The organism is Chondrinema litorale, assembly GCF_026250525.1.
Lineage (GTDB): Bacteria > Bacteroidota > Bacteroidia > Cytophagales > Flammeovirgaceae > Chondrinema > Chondrinema litorale.
This window is the reverse complement of sequence record NZ_CP111043.1, coordinates 3,489,589-3,509,925: the sequence shown is the minus strand read 5'-3', so window position 1 is coordinate 3,509,925 and position 20,337 is coordinate 3,489,589. Positions and strand designations below refer to the sequence as shown.

General features: G+C 34.4%; 16 protein-coding genes. 8 read left to right on the top strand and 8 right to left on the bottom strand.

The annotated features are described in order from the left end of the window. Position 1: 1 nt before the first annotated feature. From OQ292_RS14445 to OQ292_RS14435, 3 genes are all read left to right on the top strand, one after another. Positions 2-553, top strand: coding sequence for a YceI family protein (locus OQ292_RS14445; protein ID WP_284682848.1), 552 nt, complete (start codon positions 2-4; stop codon positions 551-553). A 78-nt stretch (positions 554-631) separates the two neighbouring features. Further along, positions 632-1,330, top strand: a complete 699-nt coding sequence (gene radC, locus OQ292_RS14440; RefSeq protein ID WP_284682847.1) for a RadC family protein — start codon at positions 632-634, stop codon at positions 1,328-1,330. 35 nt (positions 1,331-1,365) lie between these two features. Continuing rightward, positions 1,366-1,995 carry a DUF1684 domain-containing protein gene (locus OQ292_RS14435; RefSeq protein ID WP_284682846.1) on the top strand — a complete coding sequence of 210 codons (630 nt, stop codon included), beginning with the start codon at positions 1,366-1,368 and terminating at the stop codon, positions 1,993-1,995. Here OQ292_RS14435 and OQ292_RS14430 read toward each other — a convergent pair. The 4 genes from OQ292_RS14430 to OQ292_RS14415 form a co-directional block, all read right to left on the bottom strand. Then, the gene (locus OQ292_RS14430; protein WP_284682845.1) at positions 1,987-3,315 is read right to left on the bottom strand and encodes a DUF58 domain-containing protein; all 1,329 of its coding nucleotides are present in this window, start codon (positions 3,313-3,315) and stop codon (positions 1,987-1,989) included. The two genes, OQ292_RS14435 and OQ292_RS14430, sit on opposite strands and share 9 nt — an antisense overlap. Positions 3,316-3,603: 288 nt before the next feature. Beyond that, on the bottom strand, positions 3,604-4,293 hold the full coding sequence (locus tag OQ292_RS14425; RefSeq protein WP_284682844.1) for a DUF6090 family protein: 690 nt from the start codon (positions 4,291-4,293) through the stop codon (positions 3,604-3,606). 289 nt (positions 4,294-4,582) lie between these two features. After that, entirely contained in the window at positions 4,583-5,599 is a 1,017-nt protein-coding gene (murB, locus tag OQ292_RS14420) for a UDP-N-acetylmuramate dehydrogenase (RefSeq protein ID WP_284682843.1), read from the bottom strand. 21 nt (positions 5,600-5,620) lie between these two features. After that, complete coding sequence (locus OQ292_RS14415; RefSeq protein WP_284682842.1) at positions 5,621-6,988, bottom strand: UDP-N-acetylmuramate--L-alanine ligase; 1,368 nt, start codon at positions 6,986-6,988, stop codon at positions 5,621-5,623. Positions 6,989-7,111: 123 nt separating this feature from the next. Between OQ292_RS14415 and dnaB the strand changes: the two genes are divergently transcribed. Beyond that, entirely contained in the window at positions 7,112-8,668 is a 1,557-nt protein-coding gene (gene dnaB, locus OQ292_RS14410; protein ID WP_284682841.1) for a replicative DNA helicase, read from the top strand. Positions 8,669-8,734: 66 nt separating this feature from the next. On the opposite strand, the gene OQ292_RS14405 is transcribed toward dnaB, so the two are convergent. After that, complete coding sequence (locus OQ292_RS14405; protein WP_284682840.1) at positions 8,735-9,361, bottom strand: bifunctional nuclease family protein; 627 nt, start codon at positions 9,359-9,361, stop codon at positions 8,735-8,737. A gap of 303 nt (positions 9,362-9,664) precedes the next feature. Between OQ292_RS14405 and OQ292_RS14400 the strand changes: the two genes are divergently transcribed. Continuing rightward, positions 9,665-10,630 (top strand): YheT family hydrolase, encoded by a 966-nt coding sequence (locus tag OQ292_RS14400; protein ID WP_284682839.1) that lies wholly within the window; start codon positions 9,665-9,667, stop codon positions 10,628-10,630. A 57-nt stretch (positions 10,631-10,687) separates the two neighbouring features. Here OQ292_RS14400 and OQ292_RS14395 read toward each other — a convergent pair whose 3' ends face one another. Both OQ292_RS14395 and typA read right to left on the bottom strand, forming a co-directional pair. Beyond that, on the bottom strand, positions 10,688-11,353 hold the full coding sequence (locus OQ292_RS14395; RefSeq protein WP_284682838.1) for a porin family protein: 666 nt from the start codon (positions 11,351-11,353) through the stop codon (positions 10,688-10,690). 159 nt (positions 11,354-11,512) lie between these two features. Then, complete coding sequence (gene typA, locus OQ292_RS14390) at positions 11,513-13,327, bottom strand: translational GTPase TypA (RefSeq protein WP_284682837.1); 1,815 nt, start codon at positions 13,325-13,327, stop codon at positions 11,513-11,515. A gap of 256 nt (positions 13,328-13,583) precedes the next feature. Between typA and OQ292_RS14385 the strand changes: the two genes are divergently transcribed. Next, positions 13,584-13,991 carry a hypothetical protein gene (locus OQ292_RS14385; RefSeq protein WP_284682836.1) on the top strand — a complete coding sequence of 136 codons (408 nt, stop codon included), beginning with the start codon at positions 13,584-13,586 and terminating at the stop codon, positions 13,989-13,991. Positions 13,992-14,406: 415 nt separating this feature from the next. Here the strand turns inward: OQ292_RS14385 and OQ292_RS14380 are convergent, their stop codons facing one another. Then, positions 14,407-15,330 carry a hypothetical protein gene (locus OQ292_RS14380; RefSeq protein ID WP_284682835.1) on the bottom strand — a complete coding sequence of 308 codons (924 nt, stop codon included), beginning with the start codon at positions 15,328-15,330 and terminating at the stop codon, positions 14,407-14,409. Between the two features lie 323 nt (positions 15,331-15,653). Between OQ292_RS14380 and OQ292_RS14375 the strand changes: the two genes are divergently transcribed. Further along, positions 15,654-16,541, top strand: coding sequence for an ABC transporter ATP-binding protein (locus OQ292_RS14375; protein WP_284682834.1), 888 nt, complete (start codon positions 15,654-15,656; stop codon positions 16,539-16,541). 51 nt (positions 16,542-16,592) lie between these two features. After that, complete coding sequence (locus OQ292_RS14370; protein ID WP_284682833.1) at positions 16,593-20,216, top strand: ABC transporter permease/M1 family aminopeptidase; 3,624 nt, start codon at positions 16,593-16,595, stop codon at positions 20,214-20,216. Positions 20,217-20,337: the final 121 nt, after the last annotated feature.

The window sequence follows — 20,337 nt, the reverse complement described above, 5'->3', positions numbered from 1 at the left end:
TATGAACACAGTAGCAGTAGCAATTAAAAAATGGAAATTAGACATTAACCACACCAGTATCGGGTTTAAAATTGGCCATCTTGGTTTAGCTTCTATCTATGGATTCTTTAACCAGTATGATGGCGAAGTGGAGCTAAATAGTGAGGAATTTGAAGATGCTAAAATTAATATTACCATAGAAGCAGACAGTGTAAATACTGGTAACGATATGCGCGATAACCATTTAAAAACTCCTGAGTTTATCGATGCATTTACCTATCCTGAAATTACATTTGAGAGTACCTCTGTTACAAAAGCACAAGGAGATTTTTATGAAGTTAAAGGAAATTTAACCATCAAAGAAACCACTAAAGAAATTACATTAAAAGCTACACACCCCGGTATTACAAATGACATGTGGGGAAATACAGTAGCCGTTTTCCATTTAACCGGAAAAATTAACCGCCTTGATTTCGATGTACAATGGCATAACATGCTAGATAATGGTTTGCCTGTAATCTCTGAACTTGTCGAGTTTGATATGAATATTGAGTTGATTCCCGAAGAAGATTAATTCCAAAGAATTAGCATCTCTTTTCTAAGCCGGAATTCTACTCCGGCTTTTTCTTTCATTAAACAAAATACTACACTCATGGAAGAATCACAAAAAGAATTCAGTATTAAACATTGGGCAGAAGAAGACCGACCAAGAGAAAAACTCCTTTTAAAAGGAAAATCAGCTTTATCTGATGCCGAACTAATAGGTATATTAATTGGCTCAGGTACAAAATCTTTAAGCGCTGTAGATGTGGGTAAATTATTACTTAAACATGCTGATAACGATTTATACAAACTCTCTAAATTAAATATTAAAGAGCTTACTAAAATTAAAGGTATAGGTACTGCCAAAGCCATTTCTATTATTAGTGCATTAGAATTAGGAAGAAGGCGAAAAGATACGGAGGGAAATAAAAAGATCAAGATTACCAGCTCAGATGTAGCTTACCGCTCTATGGTTCCTCACCTCTCCGATTTACCTCACGAAGAATTTTGGATTATACTTCTCAATAGAGCCAATGAAATAATTAAACATATATTGATTAGTAAAGGTGGTATTTCTGGAACACTGGCAGATACAAGAATTATTTTTAAGAGTGCAATAGATCATTTAGCCAGTGCTGTTATTCTTTCGCACAATCATCCTTCGGGCAATTTAAAACCCAGCCATGCTGATATTCAGCTAACTAAAAAGTTAAAAGAAGCAGGAAAATTACTCGATATTCCGGTGCTTGATCACATCATTTTTACCGATAAAGGATATTTTAGTTTTTTAGACGAAGGTTTGTTGTAATTTTAGGCCATAATTAATCCGTCAATTTATAACTGATGAAAACCAGTAATTTATTTTTTGGAAGTGTAGTAGTGATAGTACTGCTTATTGTCATTTATTCATTTAGTGGAGAGCAAGCCAATCAGGCTTATGAAGAAGAAATTAAAGAATATAGAGAAGACAAAAACAAGCTCTTTGTAGATGGAGAAGGCTCGCCATTAGACAGAAAACAAAAGAAAGATTTTACTACTCTAAACTATTATCCTATAAACCCTGCATATAGAATAATAGCTGATTTCGAGAAATTCCCTATCGAACAAGGAGTAGAAATAAACACAAACAAAGGTGTTCCCAGAATTTTCAAAAAACATGGCCTAGCGAGGTTTAAGCTAAACAATAGTATGCACGAGCTTTTGATACTCAAATCTACAGACAGACTTACCAGTAAGGTTTTATTTGTACCTTTTGCAGATGAAACTTCTGGTAGAGAAACTTATGGAGCAGGTAGGTACTTAGATGCAGAAATGAGTGGAAACAATAAAATAATTCTAGATTTTAATACAGCTTATAATCCTTATTGTGCTTATAATACTACTTACGAGTGTCCGCTGCCACCAAAAGAAAATGTACTCACTGTAAAGATTGAAGCAGGTGAAAAAACTTTCAAAACAGAGGAGTTAGATTAATCCTCTGGCTTTTAGCTCAAGGTATTTGTTAATGGTATTTACAGTTAAATTCTGAGGTTTGGTAAGTACTGCATGAATACCAAAACGGTTTAATTCTCTAATTACCTGTTTTTTCTCATATGCAAATTGCTCTGCTATCGTCTTGGTATAAATTTCTTCTGTTGACTTGGCTTCATTCCGAATAAGTTGATCTATTTCCGTATTTTCAAAAATAATTACTACTAACAGGTGTGATCGAGCAATTAGCTTTAGATATGGTAATTGCCTTTCGAGAGAAGCATTGGTCTCGAAATTAGTATAAAGTAAAATCAGGCTCCGATGATTGATTTTCCTTTTTATTTGAACATATAGTTTCTCAAAGTCTGATTCGTCGAAATTAGTTAATTGTCTGTATAAAACTTCAAGTATTTTATTCATTTGCAGACTTCTGTTACCTGCCTGTAAAAATGTCCCTATCTTTTTACTAAAAGTGATTAATCCTGCCTTATCTTGCTTTAAAATAGCAATATTAGAAATCACCAAACTCGCATTAATTGCATAATCTAACAAGGTCATTCCCTCAAAAGGCATTTTCATTACTCTACCTTTATCTATTATGCTATAAACCTGTTGAGACTTTTCTTCTTGATACTGGTTCACCATCAGTTGGTTTCTTCTGGCAGTCGCTTTCCAGTTTAATGATCTAAAATCATCTCCGATTACATATTCTTTAATCTGGTCAAACTCCATGTTATGCCCTAGCTTTCTTATCTTTTTAATACCAACTTCACTTAACCTATTAGAAATTGCTAACAATTCGTACTTTCTCATTTGCAAGTAAGCCGGATATACAGGCACCATAGCTTCTTGCTTTAAGATATACCTGCGATTAACCAGATTTAGAATGCCATTCACAAAAATATTAATTCTACCAAAATGATATTCTCCTCTCTCTACAGGTCTTAAATGGTAATTGAGTTTTTTTTCTTCGCCAGATGGTAAGTTTGTATTTATAACAAAATCACGAAGTTGGAACTGCTCAGGCACTTCATCGAGAATTTTAATATCTATCCCGAAAGAGTAATTATTTTTAACTTGAATGCTTACTAGGTTTTCATCACCGTTAGATAGTTTATTACTCAAACTTCTTGAGCCAGTAAGGGCATTTTTATGGTATAGCAATATCAAATCAATCACTGTTAATACAGCAAATACCAATAACAGCACTTTACCTATCGCAAAGAAAAAAGGAAGGCTAAAACCCACTGAAAAAATAAATATCAATACGATTATACTGATATAAAACCGACTACTAAAATATAAGCTTCTTAAAAACTGCATGTATTAATAACATTTACTGTAAATGTAATATGATGTGGATTGATAAGAAATGTATTAATAAAAAAAAGAGCCTTTCTTTAATGAAAGACTCCTTGTATGCATTTATCTTAAAATGACTATATATAAGCTAAATAAATCACTTAAATAGATAATTAAAATGGGTATTTATTCTAACGACTTCGAAAGATTATAGTTACGCATAACGGCAATATTTCTTGAAAATTTTATACTATTTTAATTACTTATTTTTTGACTTTAATTAACCAACTGTAATACAGCTACTTAGCATTAATTCATCTGATCAATTTCTTCAATAATTTCTTCAGCATATTTTTTTAATATCTTATATTCACCATAAATAGTTTTTTCATTTTGCCATCCTAAAAACAAACTCCCTTTAAACTCCTCATCATACTTCATTTTTTCTATATCTAAAGATTTAATAACCTTATCGCTTAATCCGAATTTATAATACTGATAAATTTTTGGTCTTATAAAAATTACATGATGCTGAAGATGATCTTTTTCAAGTTCTAAAAGCCATTCAAGTCTGGTGTCGTAATAAGTAGCTACCTTATTTCTAAGCTTTGCATCGTCTATTATCGCTAAACCTCTAGATTTAAGCGTTTCGTATGGAGATGTATTCGAAATAAGTAAGCTCGATCCGATGAGTGCTAAGAAGTATCTATCTAAACTATCAGCGTAAACTCTATCACTATTTAAAACATCCAACACTATCTTATAAGACTTAATCCGATTGGCATAACCACCAGACATGGTCACTTCTATATCATCTAAATCTTTTAGCAAGCCTTCTTTAATATCCTGAAGTGTTTGAAGTTTAATTTTTTCAATCTTTCGGTTCTCATTCCAATTTTCTATACTAAAGGCAATGAGAATACCACAGCTAATTAAAAAAATTTCTGTTAAGGCATATTTTACACTGAAATTAAAAGCTTTTCCTGAGAGCTTTTTCATATAGTTTTCTTATTTAACCATTGAAAACTATCAGTTTTTAGGGAATAAAAAAAGCCATTCAAAATTGAATGGCTTTAATTTGTTTAGAGTTAATTGCTAAATCAATAGATACTCTGGTCTATAGAGATTATATTTTCCTAAACGTGTATAATCAAAGATTTATGCTATAAAAGCTATACGTTAACATTTACGCTGCAAATATCATACACACTTGAACATTAAAACTACAAGATTTTCGTGCGAAATCAAAAGTAGCCTACTTTGAAGCTATACTTATTCTTGGCGAGGCTTAAATGATATTTACCTCTGGCTCGAGCGAAATTCCAAACCTATCAGCAACTGTATCAATAATTTTATTAGCAAAATCCCAAGCTTCTTTACCAGTTGCATTGCCACAATTCACCAATACTAAAGCCTGTTTGCTGTAAGTACCAACATTGCCAAAAACTTTACCTTTAAAACCACATTGTTCGATTAGCCAACCTGCAGGAATTTTATAGAAACCTTCTCCGGCTGAATAATAAGGCATGTTGGTGTTTTCTGATAAAACTCTCTTAAAAACAGCTTCTTCTACCACAGGATTTTTAAAGAAACTTCCACAGTTTCCAATTTCTTCAGGATTAGGAAGTTTGCTGCTTCTAATATTAATTACAGCTTCACTAATTGCCTTTTGCGTTGGTAATACTATATTCTGAGCTTCGAGATACTGATTTAAAGCTGCATAGGTAAGATTAAACTTTGGTAATTTGTTTAAACGAAAAGTAACTTCACTAATTAGATACTTACCCTTTAACTCTTGCTTAAACACACTGTTTCTATAAGCAAATTTACACTCACTGGCAGCAAATGTTCTAAGTGCTCCACTTTGAAGGTCAATTGCGTTTACTTCGAAAATAAATTGCTCAACTTCTACTCCATAAGCGCCAATGTTTTGAATTGGTGCAGCACCAACAGTACCGGGAATTAAAGAAAGATTTTCTAAACCTTGCCACCCCTCTTCTACAGTTCTAAGTACAAACTGATGCCAGTTTTCACCTGCTTGTACTTTTACATAAAAGTGCTGAGCATCTTCCTTAACAAGCACAATACCTTTTTGAGCTGTTTTTACAACCAAGCCATCAAAATCTTGTGTGAAAAGGAGATTACTACCACCCCCAAGAATTAATCTCTCATTCTGTTTAAAAACTGGAGTGTTAATTAATTCTTGAAGTTCTTCGGTAGTTTGGATATGGATAAAAAACCTTGCTTTTGCAGGTATGCCAAATGTATTGTAGGATTTTAAAACAAAGTTTTCCAGTATCTCCATTTGTATAATTATAGGCTAAGTTTAAAGAATAATGTGATCTGCAAGAGCTTCCATATCCATATTGTGGAAGTTACCAGACGACATCATTAATAAAACCTTATTTTGCCAGTTTAATTCTGAAAGTTTTTCAAAAAGAGCCTTCTCATCATTAAATAAAATCAGGTCTTTTCTATTAAATGCTGCTCTTAGAGCCTCTACTGTAATAGGATCGAAACCTTTGCGAGCAACAGTTTCAGGATTAATATAGATAAAAGCTTCATCTGCTGCATTCATTGTATTTTTATACTGAGCGATAAACTCAGGATTAAGGCTACTAAATGTATGCAACTCCATACAAGCCACAAGATGCATCTTAGCAAATTGCTTTTTAGCTGCTTTTATGGTTGCATCTAGCTTAGATGGTGCATGAGCAAAATCTCTGTACATTTTAGTAATGCTATTCTCCCTTATCAACTCCAACCTTTTGCTAGCGCCACTAAATGAGCCTATTGCCTCATAAAACTCTGCACGATTTACTCCTTGCTTTAAACACACTTCTAATGCGGCACTTACATTCAGCAGATTATGGTCTCCAAAAAACTTGATAGGCACTTCGTTTTTATCGTGATCTATCAAATATGTAATGCCATTTTTAATTTTATGCTTGTGCATGCCATATGCCACCACCATCACATCTTCTGGTATATTAGATGCTTTCACCAGTTTTTCTAACTCTTTATCTTCTTTGCAATAGATAAGCGTACCCGCTTTGCTAGAAGCTTCTACAAACAGTTTAAACTGATTTACATAGTCTGCATAAACTGGATATGCATTTACATGATCCCAAGCAATACCAGTTATCACACCTATGTGATGATGATAAAGCAGGAATTTAGGTCGAGGATCTAATGGTGAAGATGGATATTCATCTCCTTCCAATAAAATACCATGAGACGCTTCTGTAAGTTTTACAGTTTCTGATCTGTTGTCGCTTGATGCACCAACTAAAAAATCGATATTCTTCCTCCAATAATTTAGCACATGAATGATCATGGAAGTAACGGTTGTTTTACCATGACTCCCAGCAACCACTATGCGCTGCTTATTTTTGGATATCTCATAAATGTACTCAGGGAAATTATAAATCTTTAACCCTAACTCTCTTGCCCTTATCAACTCTGGGTTATTATTCCTGGCATGCATGCCAACAATAACAGCGTCCAGACCCTCATAAATTTTATCAGGGTTCCATCCAAATTCTTCTGGAAGAAGATTATCGGCAAGCAGTTTACTATAGGAAGGTTCAAATATCTCATCATCTGATCCAGTAACCTCATAACCTTTGTTTTTAAGGGCTATCGCAAGATGATGCATCACACTTCCCCCTATCGCTATAAAATGAACTTTCATTATCCGGCCTTCTACTTCAGCTAATACTTTAGTAATTTTCTACTGAGACAAAATTAAGGTAAATTTTCAAAATTCTCTTAATACATCATACTCATTGACAATCAAAATTCATATTTTTGATAAATGAACGAAGATAAGATGAATATAAATCGCAGAACATCCCGCTATAACGCCACTAAGCCGAATGTTTCTGATTCTACTCCGTTGGGAAAAAAAAGACCTTACGACATAGAATTGGAGCAAGCTGTGTTGGGAGCTCTGATGTTGGAGAAGGATGCTTTAAATGATGTAATCGAAATTTTAAAGCCAGAATCGTTTGATTTAGAAGCACATCAAAGAATTTATAAAGCAATTTTGGCATTATTTGCCAAATCTGAACCGATAGACCTTTTAACTGTTACAGCTCAACTTCGTTCTTCTGGTGAGCTCGACATTGCTAAAGGTGCTATCTACATTACCCAGCTTACACAAAGAGTTAACTCTGCCGCAAACATAGAATACCATGCTCGTTTGCTTTTGCAGTATTCTATTAAAAGGGAACTGATTAATATCTCAAACCAAATCCAAAGAGACTCTTACGAAGAAACCTCTGATGTTTTTGAATTGCTTGATAAAATGGAACAGGCACTTTTCGAAGTATCTGAAATGAATATCAGAAAAAACTTTTCTGGTATGAGTTCTATTATGAGCGATGCCATTGCAGAATTGGAAAGTATGAGAGATCAGGTAGATGGATTAACTGGTGTGCCGAGTGGGTTCTCTTCTCTAGATAGAATTACTTCTGGTTGGCAAAAATCTGACCTTATCATATTAGCTGGTAGACCTGGTATGGGTAAAACAGCTTTTGTACTTTCGAGTTTAAGAAATGCCGCAGTAGACTTTGGTAAGCCTTCTGCTATATTTTCTTTGGAGATGTCGTCTGTACAGTTGGTAAAAAGATTAATCTCTGCCGAAGCAGAACTAGACAGTAGCAAGCTTAAAACAGGTAAACTTTCTGAGCATGAGTGGAAGAAACTAGTTGATAAAACAGCTAAACTTTCTGAAGCTCCTATTTTTATAGATGATACACCTGCTCTTTCTATCTTGGAATTACGTGCAAAATGCCGAAGGTTAAAGGCTCAGCACGACATCCAAATGGTAATAATTGACTACTTACAGTTAATGGCAGGTGAATCTGGCAAGAATGGTAACCGTGAGCAGGAAATCGCGATGATCTCCCGATCGCTAAAACAGTTGGCAAAAGAATTAAACATTCCTGTAATTGCACTTTCTCAGCTTAGCCGTGCTGTAGAAACCAGAGGTGGCGATAAGAGACCTCAGCTTTCAGATTTAAGGGAATCTGGTTCAATAGAGCAAGATGCAGATATGGTAATCTTCCTTTACAGACCTGAGTACTATGGTATTACAGAAGATGAAGAGGGAGTTCCTGTAACTGGCACTGGTGAAGTTATGATTGAGAAAAACAGACACGGTGCTACAGAAAGAGTGAGATTGAAGTTTATTGGTAAATACACCAAATTTACCGATTGGGAAAGCGACGATTTTGGCGGAAATGATTTTATTCCAGGTTTTGGAGAGAATGATTTTATGGAAGACCCGGGAAATAGATCAAGCATTATTGTAGGAAGCAAGATCAATAATCAAGATAAAGGAGCTCGAAGAGATGATCCTCCTTTCTAAAAGTATATAAATAATAAAAAAAGCTGTTTGAATCGATTCAAACAGCTTTTTTTATTTATAATGCTTTCAACTATTTCTTCTGTTTAACTCATCTCTAATTCTAGCAGCATTCTCATAGTCTTCTTTAGCAATTGCTGCTTCCATCATCGATTGCAATTTTTCGATTGTAAGCGCAGACAACTCATGAGTCGTATCGGTTGCTGATTTCTCTTTTTCCTTAGGCTTCTTTTTGGCAGATTTTCTTTCTTTTGCTGCACTCTTTGTACCTTCCTCTTCTTCATTTAAAACTATTCCAGCCTCAGAAAGCACAGATTCAAATGCATAGATAGGTACATCAAACCTTAAAGCTATAGCAACAGCATCCGAAGGACGTGCATCCATTTCTATAAAGTTAGAACCATCTCTAAAACTGCATACAATTTTTGCATAAAATACGCCTTCTCTTAAATCAGAAATGATTATTTCATGCAAATCAATATGAAAACTATCGGCAAAAGATTTAAACAAGTCGTGAGTCATTGGCCTGTTTGAAACAATCTTTTCCATCTCAATAGCAATTGCCTGAGCTTCAAACATTCCGATTATTATAGGCAATCTTCTATTACCAAACTCTTCTCCTAACACAAGTGCAAAAGAACCCGATTGAGAATGGCTAGCTGAAAGCCCTAAAATATCTAGTTTAATTTTATCCACAATAAATTTTATTGTTTTAATTTTTCGCAAAAGTATATTTTATCATTGAAAATCTAAAGGGCAAGTTTGAATGAATTCAAGAAAAAATTACAATTTGCAAATAAAAAAATTCAAAACGATTTGATTTAAATATGCATTGATGTTTACATAACTGCATTTTTTATATAAAGTTATTATAAACTTACAATTATGCCAATCACTAAAAAAAATAGCACAAGTTTTAGTTATTTAGCCAAATCGATGTGTACTTAGTCAAAAAAACTTTAATTATTGACTTATTATTAATAAAAAGCATTTATTCCAGTGCCAATAATCAATTCAAAAAATTTCAAAGCTCCTCTTCATCAATTTAACGGAAATCTACAAACAGTAATTCCCAGTATTTTTAGAGAAATTGAGGGCGTAACTTACCAAAGAGAAAGAATAGATACAAATGATGGAGATTTTCTTGATCTAGACTGGTCTAAAAAAGGCTCAGATAAAATTGTTTTAGTTTCTCATGGATTAGAGGGCAGCAGTAGCAGGCACTATGTTAAAGGCATTGTAAAGTTATTTAACGATGCCAATTGGGATGCCTGCGCTTGGAATTGCAGAAGCTGTAGTGGCGAGCTTAACAAACTTCCTCGTTTTTACCACCATGCCGATACTCCCGACCTTGCTTTGGTTATAAACCACATACTTAATACAGGCAATTACACTTCGCTTGTTTTAGTTGGTTTTAGCATGGGTGGAAGCCTTACCTTAAAATACATGGGTGAACATGGCGATAAGCTGCCTAAAGAGGTAAAAAAAGGTATTGCTGTGTCTGTACCTTGTAGCCTACTAGATTGCAGTATTGAGTTAGAGAAACCCACTAAAATGTATTACAATAAAAGGTTTTTTAAGAAATTAAGCGCCAAAGTAAGACAGAAAGCAGTCTTAATGCCCGATAAGATTTCTGCCGCAGCTTTAGATCAATACAAAATAAGATCTTTAAGAAAATTTGACGACCATTATTCTGCCCCTCTACATGGCTTTAAAGACGCTAATGACTTTTATGATAAAGCAAGCTCTTTACATTATATTGATAGCATTACAAGACCTGCATTAATCTTAAATGCGCTTAACGATCCATTTTTGGTAAACCGCTGTTATCCTTACGATTTAGCTAAAGAGAATGAATTTGTACATCTTGAAATTCCGATAAATGGCGGGCATGTTGGCTTTATGATGGCAGGCAAAAAAGAAACTTACGCAGAACTTAGAGCACTTGAGTTTGCAGAAGGCTAAATAAAAAAAAGCCATTCTCAAACAATTAAGAATGGCCTTCTTTTTATAAAATATCTTTTAGAAGAAATAACCTACACTTAATAATACTTGGCTACTTCTAGTATCGAAGTTGTATTGGCTTCCTCCAATTGTAACACCGTCTCCTAATTTACTTAGGTCACCTTCGTATTTAAGGTCGAATGCTAATTTCCATAAATCGAGGCCTATACCTGCCTGATAACCTACAGTAGCACCTTTTGTATCTTGATCTGAATCAGGTAAACCAGCAGCTTCTTTAATAGCATCAGAAAAACCATTGTTTTCATTCAGAATAAAAGTAAACACAGGACCAGCATTTACTCTTAGTGGACCCAGTTTAGCACCTACAAGTGCGGGAATATCTAACCTTGAAAATTTCACATCTTTTATACTGGTTTCTGCGGTACCATCTACTACTGAAGAAACTTCGTATTCACCACCTACAGAAGAGAATAATAATTCTGGTTGGATGTAAATTGGTAATACAGGTACATTAATTCTGGCAAAAATACCTGCGTGTACTCCTACTTTTGAATCACCTACTTTTACTTTAAGCTCATCGAAATCTGAACTACTAGTAATAAGAAGATCGTCTGCAGAAAGATTAGTAGAACTAGCTCCACCTCTAAGACCAAACTTTAGTAATTGGGCTTGTGAAACTTGAACAATGCTTATAAATGAAAAAACTAAAAGGAAATATTTCATACTGGGATAAAATTTCATAAAAAATATATAATCAGTTAAAAAAATACGAAGATTAATACCATTCGGTTACCTGAAGTAAACAAACCAAGAGCCAGTTTATTTCTGCAACCGAAAAAAATATACTAATCTTCGTATTATATATTATCCCGAACTATTTAATTAGTTACCTGCACTTGAAGCTGCACGCTTTCTTTCATTCTCATTGAGGTGAATTTTCCTCAATCTGAGACTTTTTGGGGTAACTTCAACATATTCGTCTTTTTGGATATATTCCAAAGCTTCTTCTAATGAAAACTTAATTGCAGGAGCAATTTTAGCTTTATCGTCAGAACCAGAAGCCCTTACGTTAGAAAGCTTTTTCATTTTAGTAGCATTTACAGCCAAATCGTTTTGTCTGATATGCTCACCAATTACTTGACCTTCGTAAATTTCTTCACCTGGATCAACAAAGAACTTGCCTCTGTCTTGTAGTTTATCTAAAGAATAAGGGAAAGTTGTTCCTGTTTCAGAAGAAATTAATGCTCCGTTGTTTCTTGATGGAATATCTCCTTTCCAAAGCTCGAAACTTGTAAAACGGTGTGCCATAATAGCTTCACCAGCAGTAGCATTCAATATATAGTTTCTTAAACCAATTAGACCTCTAGAAGGAACTTCGAATTCCAAATGAATTACGTCACCTCTAGGCTCCATTACTTTTAATTCACCTTTTCTTTGGCTAACTAACTCAATTACTTTACCTGAAGAAGTTTCAGGAGTATCAATGGTTAACAACTCAACTGGTTCGTGTTTTTTACCATCAATCTCTTTTATAATTACTCTTGGCTGTCCAATTTGTAACTCGTATCCTTCTCTTCTCATTGTTTCGATCAAAACAGACAAGTGAAGTACACCTCTACCATATACAATGTATGAATCTGGTGATGGAGTTTCTTCAATTTTAAGTGCAAGGTTCTTTTCAGTTTCTTTGAAAAGTCTATCTCTTAAGTGTCTTGAAGTAACAAATTTACCCTCTTTACCAAAGAACGGAGAGTTGTTCACTGTAAAGAACATACTCATTGTTGGCTCATCGATATCGATTGGAGGTAAAGCCTCAGGATTTTCGAAATCAGCAACAGTATCACCAATATCAAAACCTTCTATACCTGTAATAGCACACAAATCACCACAATAAACTTCTTCTGCTTTATTACGGGTTAAACCTTCAAATACGAATAATTCTTTTATTCTTGATTTGATTGTTTCGCCATCCATCTTTACTAAAGAAACTGGCTTACCTGCTTCCAGTTTACCTCTTGCTACTCTACCTACTGCAATTCTACCTACATATGAAGAATAATCGATACTGGTAATTTGCAATTGTACTGTTCCTTCTTTGTACTCTGGAGATGGAATATGCTCAATTACCAAATCAAGAAGAGCAGTAATGTCTTCTGTTGGTTGTTTCCAGTCGGTTGACATCCAACCTTGTTTTGCAGAACCATAAGCAGTTGGAAAGTCTAACTGATCTTCTGTAGCATTCAAGTTAAACATCAAATCAAACACTGATTCGTGCACCTCATCAGGACGACAGTTTTGTTTGTCTACTTTGTTAATAACTACAATTGGCTTTAAACCTAACTCAATTGCTTTTTGAAGCACGTAACGAGTTTGAGGCATAGGACCTTCAAAAGCATCAACAAGTAATAATACTCCATCTGCCATTTTAAGCACGCGCTCAACTTCACCACCGAAATCGGCGTGACCAGGAGTATCAATAATATTAATTTTTGTTCCTTTATAGTTTACAGAAACATTTTTAGAAAGAATGGTAATACCTCTTTCCCTTTCCAGATCATTGTTGTCCAGAATTAGCTCACCCGTTTCCTGGTTGTCCCTGAAAAGGCGACTTTCGTGCAAAATTTTGTCAACCAACGTAGTTTTACCGTGGTCAACGTGTGCGATAATCGCAATATTCCTGATATCTTGTTTCTCCATAATAGGCTGAAATTTAAGGGCGCAAAAGTAGCAAAATAAAAATATATATTTATCACTTCTGAGAAATTAATATTAATAAATCTGCTCTAGAGAAAAAATTTGTATTCAAATATGAATTGAATGTTAAAAATATGATATAATTCATTTTCTTATTAGCTAAAAAATCCTTTATCTTAAAAGGAAAATTTTTGATTGTAATACGATGCAGCCCAAACAATTTTATTTTAAAATCAAGATTTTATTTTTTGCACTCCTTATGGGGCAAACTCTCTTTGCTGCCGTAGCTTATCTTATTTTTGGGATGCAAAGCGACATTCATTCAGACGAAAATAATATACTGGTATACGTCTCTGTATTTCTAAGCATGTCGGCTATTGGTGCCTCTTATATTTTGAAGCCCAAACTTTTAGAAACAGCTCTTACTAAAAGTTCGCTGGATGAAAAACTAAAAGCATATACGACTGCCTGTTTAGTTACGTGGGCTTTATTGGAAGGTGCTAATATGGCAAATGTAGTTATATTTATTGTTACTGCGAATAAAATCCCTCTGGTGTTTTTCCTCGCCATCTTATTAGTTTACATTCCTACCAGACCTGATCTAAGAAAAATATCTGCTGATTTAAAGCTCAATAGAGATGAGGAGAAAGAGTTGGGAGTAAGCTAATAGCTAGTTTAAAGCTCAAAGATATACCTATTCAAAGTTTTGTTATAATCAACATGGTAAATAGGATTTTGCAATTGAAAACTTTTACAAAGCCATCCAACTATGGCCAAATAAAGCCCCTCAGGTTGAAAGTCAGTTTCTGCAAAAACAAGATCAGTTACTCTTATGGTAATAAAAGTACCTTTAATTAAAGATTTTAAATCGTTTAGTTTACTTTCTATTCCTCGAATTAAATAGTTTAATTCATCTTCTGTTAGATTGAAGCTTATATCTAAATTTAAATAAATATGATCTGAAATCTTAATTATTGTTCTCTATGCTTTCATTAAAAGCAATTTCAGCATCTATTTTCACAAAAATCCCCCAGCTCGCTTCTTTCAATATAAGTTGATATTCATAAACCATTTTGATTAAACTAAATCCCCAAACCTAATTCTTGTCTGTATTTGCGGTCTTCGTTAAAGTGCCTTTTCCAGTAATCGAGCTTAATGGTTTCTTTCTTTACAGCTTTGGTGGTTAGCTTTTTGGCATCACTTCCAAAACCACTAATATGAGTTTCTTCAAACTTGGTAATTTGATGCGGAAATTCATTTTGAAATGTAATTAACAACTGCCTCTCATACTCTGGATAGTCCAAATAATAAGTACTTAGAGAATCACTTTCGTTAGTAATACTGGCAGTTGCTTTAACAACTTCTGTTTTTTTATGTCGCAACCTCGAAAAAAATGTACCCGGAATAATATCTATCTTGCCAACAGGTAAGTTTTCTGGGTTCAGTCTAATCATATTCCAGATTTCATCTTCTAGCAATACATTGTCTATTTGATATTTTCTATCTCTTTCTGTTTCAAAATAGGAATTGCCTGTAAACTCAAAGCCTTTTTTCTGCAAGTTTAATTGCGCAAAAGTATGTCCACACCAATCTTGTGTAGTAGTACTTACTTTCATAGAATGAGGAAATTCTTCTTGGTTCACCGGAGTGAACACACTCATCATTAAAGAATAAGGATAAATACCGGTTAGGAATTTCTTGGTAAAATTCAATTTTAGCACCTTTACAGAATCTTGTGGGCTTGCTTGAGCATTGTCTAGTTTTACCTGTTTACTCTTAGAAAAATCTTCGGTAACGAAAATTAAAACTGCCTCGCCAGAATGTACTTGTCCGTAACGAATTTGCTCTAACTCATAAGAATTGAGCTCTGCTAAACCATCGTACCAATAATCATTAAAATCAACTTCTGTAGTGTTTTTATAATCTGTAGTTTCCTCAAATTCTATTTTACTACAACTTGTTAGTACCAGAAATAATGATATTAAAAGAAAAGTAAAATGCTTCATAATGCTTTAGTATGGTGTATATTTATGCATAAAACAAATAGTATTTAAAGTAGTTTCCCAACACCTTATACCAAACAGATAACATATTAAAATGTAGTCTATTACAGAGACTTATTTACTGCATTTCATTACAAATAGCATTAAATTCCATAACAATCTGCATTTATTTCTAAATCCTTGTAATAAATAAGTAATCTGCTTAACTAAAGAGATAAAATCAACCATTTAGGGTGATATATACCCTCTCGTATAATTTTAAATAACCAAGCAACCATTATTAGCATATTTTAATCTGAATACCAGAAACAAATAAAACAAGATAAATGGAACTGAAGATTACGAATCTCTCTAAAACCTACTCAAACGGAGTACAGGCACTTAAAAATGTTAATCTTACTATAAGTAGCGGCATGTTCGGACTGCTTGGGCCAAACGGTGCTGGTAAATCTAGTTTGATGCGTACCATTGCTACTTTGCAAGAACCCGATGAAGGAAGTATTACTTTTGATAACCTAAATGTTTTAACTCAAAAAGAAGAAGTAAGAAAAATTTTAGGTTACCTACCTCAGGAGTTTGGTGTTTATCCGAAAATATCTGCAGAAGTATTACTCGACCACCTTGCTGTGCTCAAAGGAGTAAATAATAAAAAAGAAAGAAAAGAGCTAGTAAAAGCATTGTTACACAAAACCAATCTGTTCGATGCTAGAAAGAAAAACTTGGGTGGTTATTCAGGCGGTATGAAACAGCGTTTTGGTATTGCCCAAGCCCTTCTATCAAACCCAAAACTCATTATTGTAGATGAACCTACCGCTGGTCTCGATCCGGCAGAAAGAAACCGTTTCCACAACCTCTTAAGTGAACTTGGTGAAAACACAGTTGTAATTCTCTCTACCCACATTGTAGAAGATGTAAAAGAGCTTTGTACTAAAATGGCAATCATTAACAAGGGACAAGTATTATTAGAAGGCAACCCGATAAAAGCCATTGATGAGATTGCAGGCAAAGTATGGCGTAAAACCATTGAAAAACCTGAATTGGAAGCTTACAAAAAGCAATACAATGTAATTACTGAAAAAATGATTGCTGGCAAGCCACTCATTCATATTTATAGTGATTTACAGCCAGATGGTTCTTTCCAAGCAGTAGAAGCCGATCTGGAAGACGTTTATTTCTCTTACATTTTTGGTAACACTTCAACACAACTTGCCTAATTCATTTCCCTTTTATAGAAGATTTTTTTTTAAGACTTACTGAATTTCACCATGTGGTACGAAATATTCAAGTTTGAACTACAGTACAGGAAAAAAAGACCTGCTACTTATATATACTTTCTCATTCTGTTTCTGCTTTCATTTGGAGCTATGTCTAGCGATGTAGTTCAAATTGGTGGTGGCAGCGGACTGGTAAAAGAAAATGCCCCTACTACCATTGCAACCATGATGATTATGCTATCGGCTGCAATGATGATGATTACCTCTGCGATAATGGGAGTTTCTGTACTTAGAGATTTTGAACACAAAACAGAGTCTCTCATGTTTACAAACCCGATTAGCAAAGGAGACTATTTGTTTGGTAGATTTTTAGGCTCTTATCTGGTTGCCTTAATTATTTACTTAGGCGTTCCTATTGGCTTTATGATGGGAGAGTTTATGCCTTGGCGCGATGTAGACAAGCTTTTGCCTTTTAATTTTTGGAACTACGTACAGCCTTACTTTTTATTCATTGTGCCTAATGTATTTTTTACTGGTGCTTTGTTTTTCACTGTTGGCTCATTAAGCCGCAAAATGATTGTTGTTTACATTCAATGGGTAATTCTTTTAGTATGTTACGAAATAGGTTTAACGCTTGCAGATGATCTTGAGAACCAAGAGCTCGCAGCTCTGTTAGACCCCTTTGCTATTTCTACCGCAGATATAGTAACCCAATACTGGACAGTGGTAGAACAAAATACGCAACAAGTTCCCCTATCAGGAATTATTTTGTATAACCGCCTTATATGGACTTTACTTGGTATAACTTCGCTAGTAGGTGCTTACTTTGGCTTTAGTTTTAATGTAGTTAGAAAAGGGTTATTCAGAAAGAAAAAGATTAAAGAAGAAACAAGTACTAAAAACCAAATTGCCATACCTATTCCTAAAGTTGCTCTTCAGTATAACATAGGTACAAATTTAAAGCAGCTCTTTTCACAAGTCAGGTTTTACTTTTTCTCTTTGCTAAAAGATATTCCTTTCCTCGGCATTGTCTTTTGTGGTATTCTGATACTCTTTGTTAACTCCATATACATGGGCGAAACTTTTGGCACTTATACGTACCCAACCACCTATCTTGTACTTGAACAAATCTCTGGTTTTAACCTATTCTTTATCATTATTGTAGTATTCTACTCAGGTGAGCTAATCTGGAAAGAAAGAGATGTAAAAATCAACCTGATATACGATGCCATGCCGATTCCAGATTTCATCAATTTGGTAAGTAAGTTTCTGGCAATGATACTTTGCTATATTTCAATTATAGTAGCACTAATTTTTTCAGGAGTAATCATACAAACCTTTAAAGGCTATTACAATTACGAGTTGGGCTTATACTTTTCTAGAACCTTTAGCACAACACTCCCATTTTTAACTGTATTTACTTTGCTTGCTTTTTTTATACAAGTAATGGTAAACCACAAGTTTATCGGGCATGCGTTTATGATCGCCTTTTTCATTATAACCATTGTACTTTCTAACCTCGGCATAGAACATGGCTTAATTCAGTTTAATAGTGGTTCTTTGGGAACATACTCAGATATGAACGGCTATGGGCATTTTCCTGCCGCATACAGTTGGTTTAAAACATATTGGATCGGTTTCACCTTAATCCTTTTTGTAATAGCTGTTGTCTTTTCTGTAAGAGGTTCTGAGTCTATTCTAAAAACCAGATGGAAAGTAGGAAAACTCAGACTGAGCAAACCTTTGCTTACTTTGGGTATCTTTTGCTTTATCACTTTTAGCTTATCAGGTTGCTACATTTATTACAATACCAATGTTTTAAATGAATATAGTAATTCTGATGCGCGAGAAGAAAGACAGGCAAACTACGAGAAAACATTAAAAAAATATAAATACCTCGTACAACCTAAAATCGTAGATGTAAACCTTAAAGTAGATTTATATCCAAAAGAAAGAGATTATGTGGCAGAAGGTTATTACATCATCACCAATAAATCAGACGAGGCAATTCCAGAAGTACATATTCAGCTTAATGGCGACAAACAGTATAAAACTGAAGAACTGGTTTTTGAATCTGGCTCAACCATTACTGAATCTTTCGATGAATTCGACTATTATATCCATAAGCTAAACACACCACTAAATCCGGGAGACACCATAAAGCTTTCATTTAAACAAACATTTACAACAGATGGCTTTGTAAAAAGTGGCTCTAATACGGGTATCGTCTACAATGGTACTTTTATCAATAACTCAAACCTACCTTCTTTCGGATATAATGATGGCTATGAGCTTTCTCAAGATAACGACAGAAAAGATTACGATTTGCCACCAAAAGAAAGAGCAAAACCGAGAGATGACAAGAGAGAGCTGTTAAATGGCTTTTTAGGTGACGATGGTGATTTAATTGATTTTGAAATCGTAATCGGAACGGATACAGGGCAAATCGCCATTGCTCCGGGTTATTTACAAGAAGACTGGAAAGAAAAAGGCAGACATTACTACCATTACAAAATGGACAAACCTATGTTCAATTTCTTCTCGGTGCTTTCTGCAAATTATGAGGTAATGAGAGATACATGGAAACCCGAAATCGATTCTTTAGGTGACCCCGTAAATCTGGAAATCTATTATCACAAAGGGCATACCTATAACTTAGACAGAATGATGCATGCCATGAAAACCTCATTCGATTACTTCTCTAAAAACTTCAGTCCTTATCAACATAAGCAAATGCGAATTTTAGAATTTCCTCGCTATTCATCATTTGCTCAGTCGTTTGCCAACACAGTTCCTTTTTCAGAATCTATTGGCTTTATGTTAGATATTGATGATGAAGACGATGTAGATGTAGCATATTACGTAACCGCTCATGAGCTAGCACACCAATGGTGGGGTCACCAGTTAATGCCTGCCAATGTACAGGGAAGTGCTGTGCTCAGTGAGTCACTTTCGCAATATTCTGCACTTATGGTAATGAAGCAAACATATTCAGAAGAAAAGATAGAGCAGTTTTTAAAAGAAGAATTAGAGCGCTATTTAAAAGGTAGAACTCGTGAAACTAAAAGAGAAATGCCTTTGGCTACAGTAGAAGAACAGTCTTACATCCATTATGGTAAAGGGGCAGTCAATTTCTATGCGTTACAAGATTATATTGGCGAAGACAGTCTAAACATCGCTTTAAGTAGATTTATGAAAGACTGGAACATGTTTGATGGACAACCAAAACAAGGACGCTTCCCTACTACAGCAGATTTGATTAAGTATATTAGAGAGGTTACTCCAGACAGCATGCAATATGTAGTAACTGATTTGCTTGAAGACATCATCCTATTCGAAAACAAAGCTGAAAAAGCTGAGTATGTTGCTACTTCTGATAATAGCTATCAGGTTCAACTTACTGTATCGGCTAAAAAACTAGAAGCAGATAGCATTGGTGTTGAGAGTCCGGTTGAGCTGAACGATTGGATAGAAATAGGTGTTTATGGCCAAACAGATGCAGGTAAAGACACTTTACTATACCTCCAAAAACACTTGATGGACACTGAGCAACAAACTTTTACAATTGAGGTGGATGAAAAACCTGTAAAAGCTGGTATAGACCCAATACACAAATTAATAGACAGAAACCCGAAGGATAATACCAAAACGGTTACAGAGAAAGAGAGTATTTAAACTAAAAAGCAGTGATTAAAAAAAAAAGCCTATAATTGAGTAATTATAGGCTTTTTAATTTTATATTTAAGAAGAAACAAGCTTTTAATTATAATACGTTATGATCATAATGTTCCCTTAA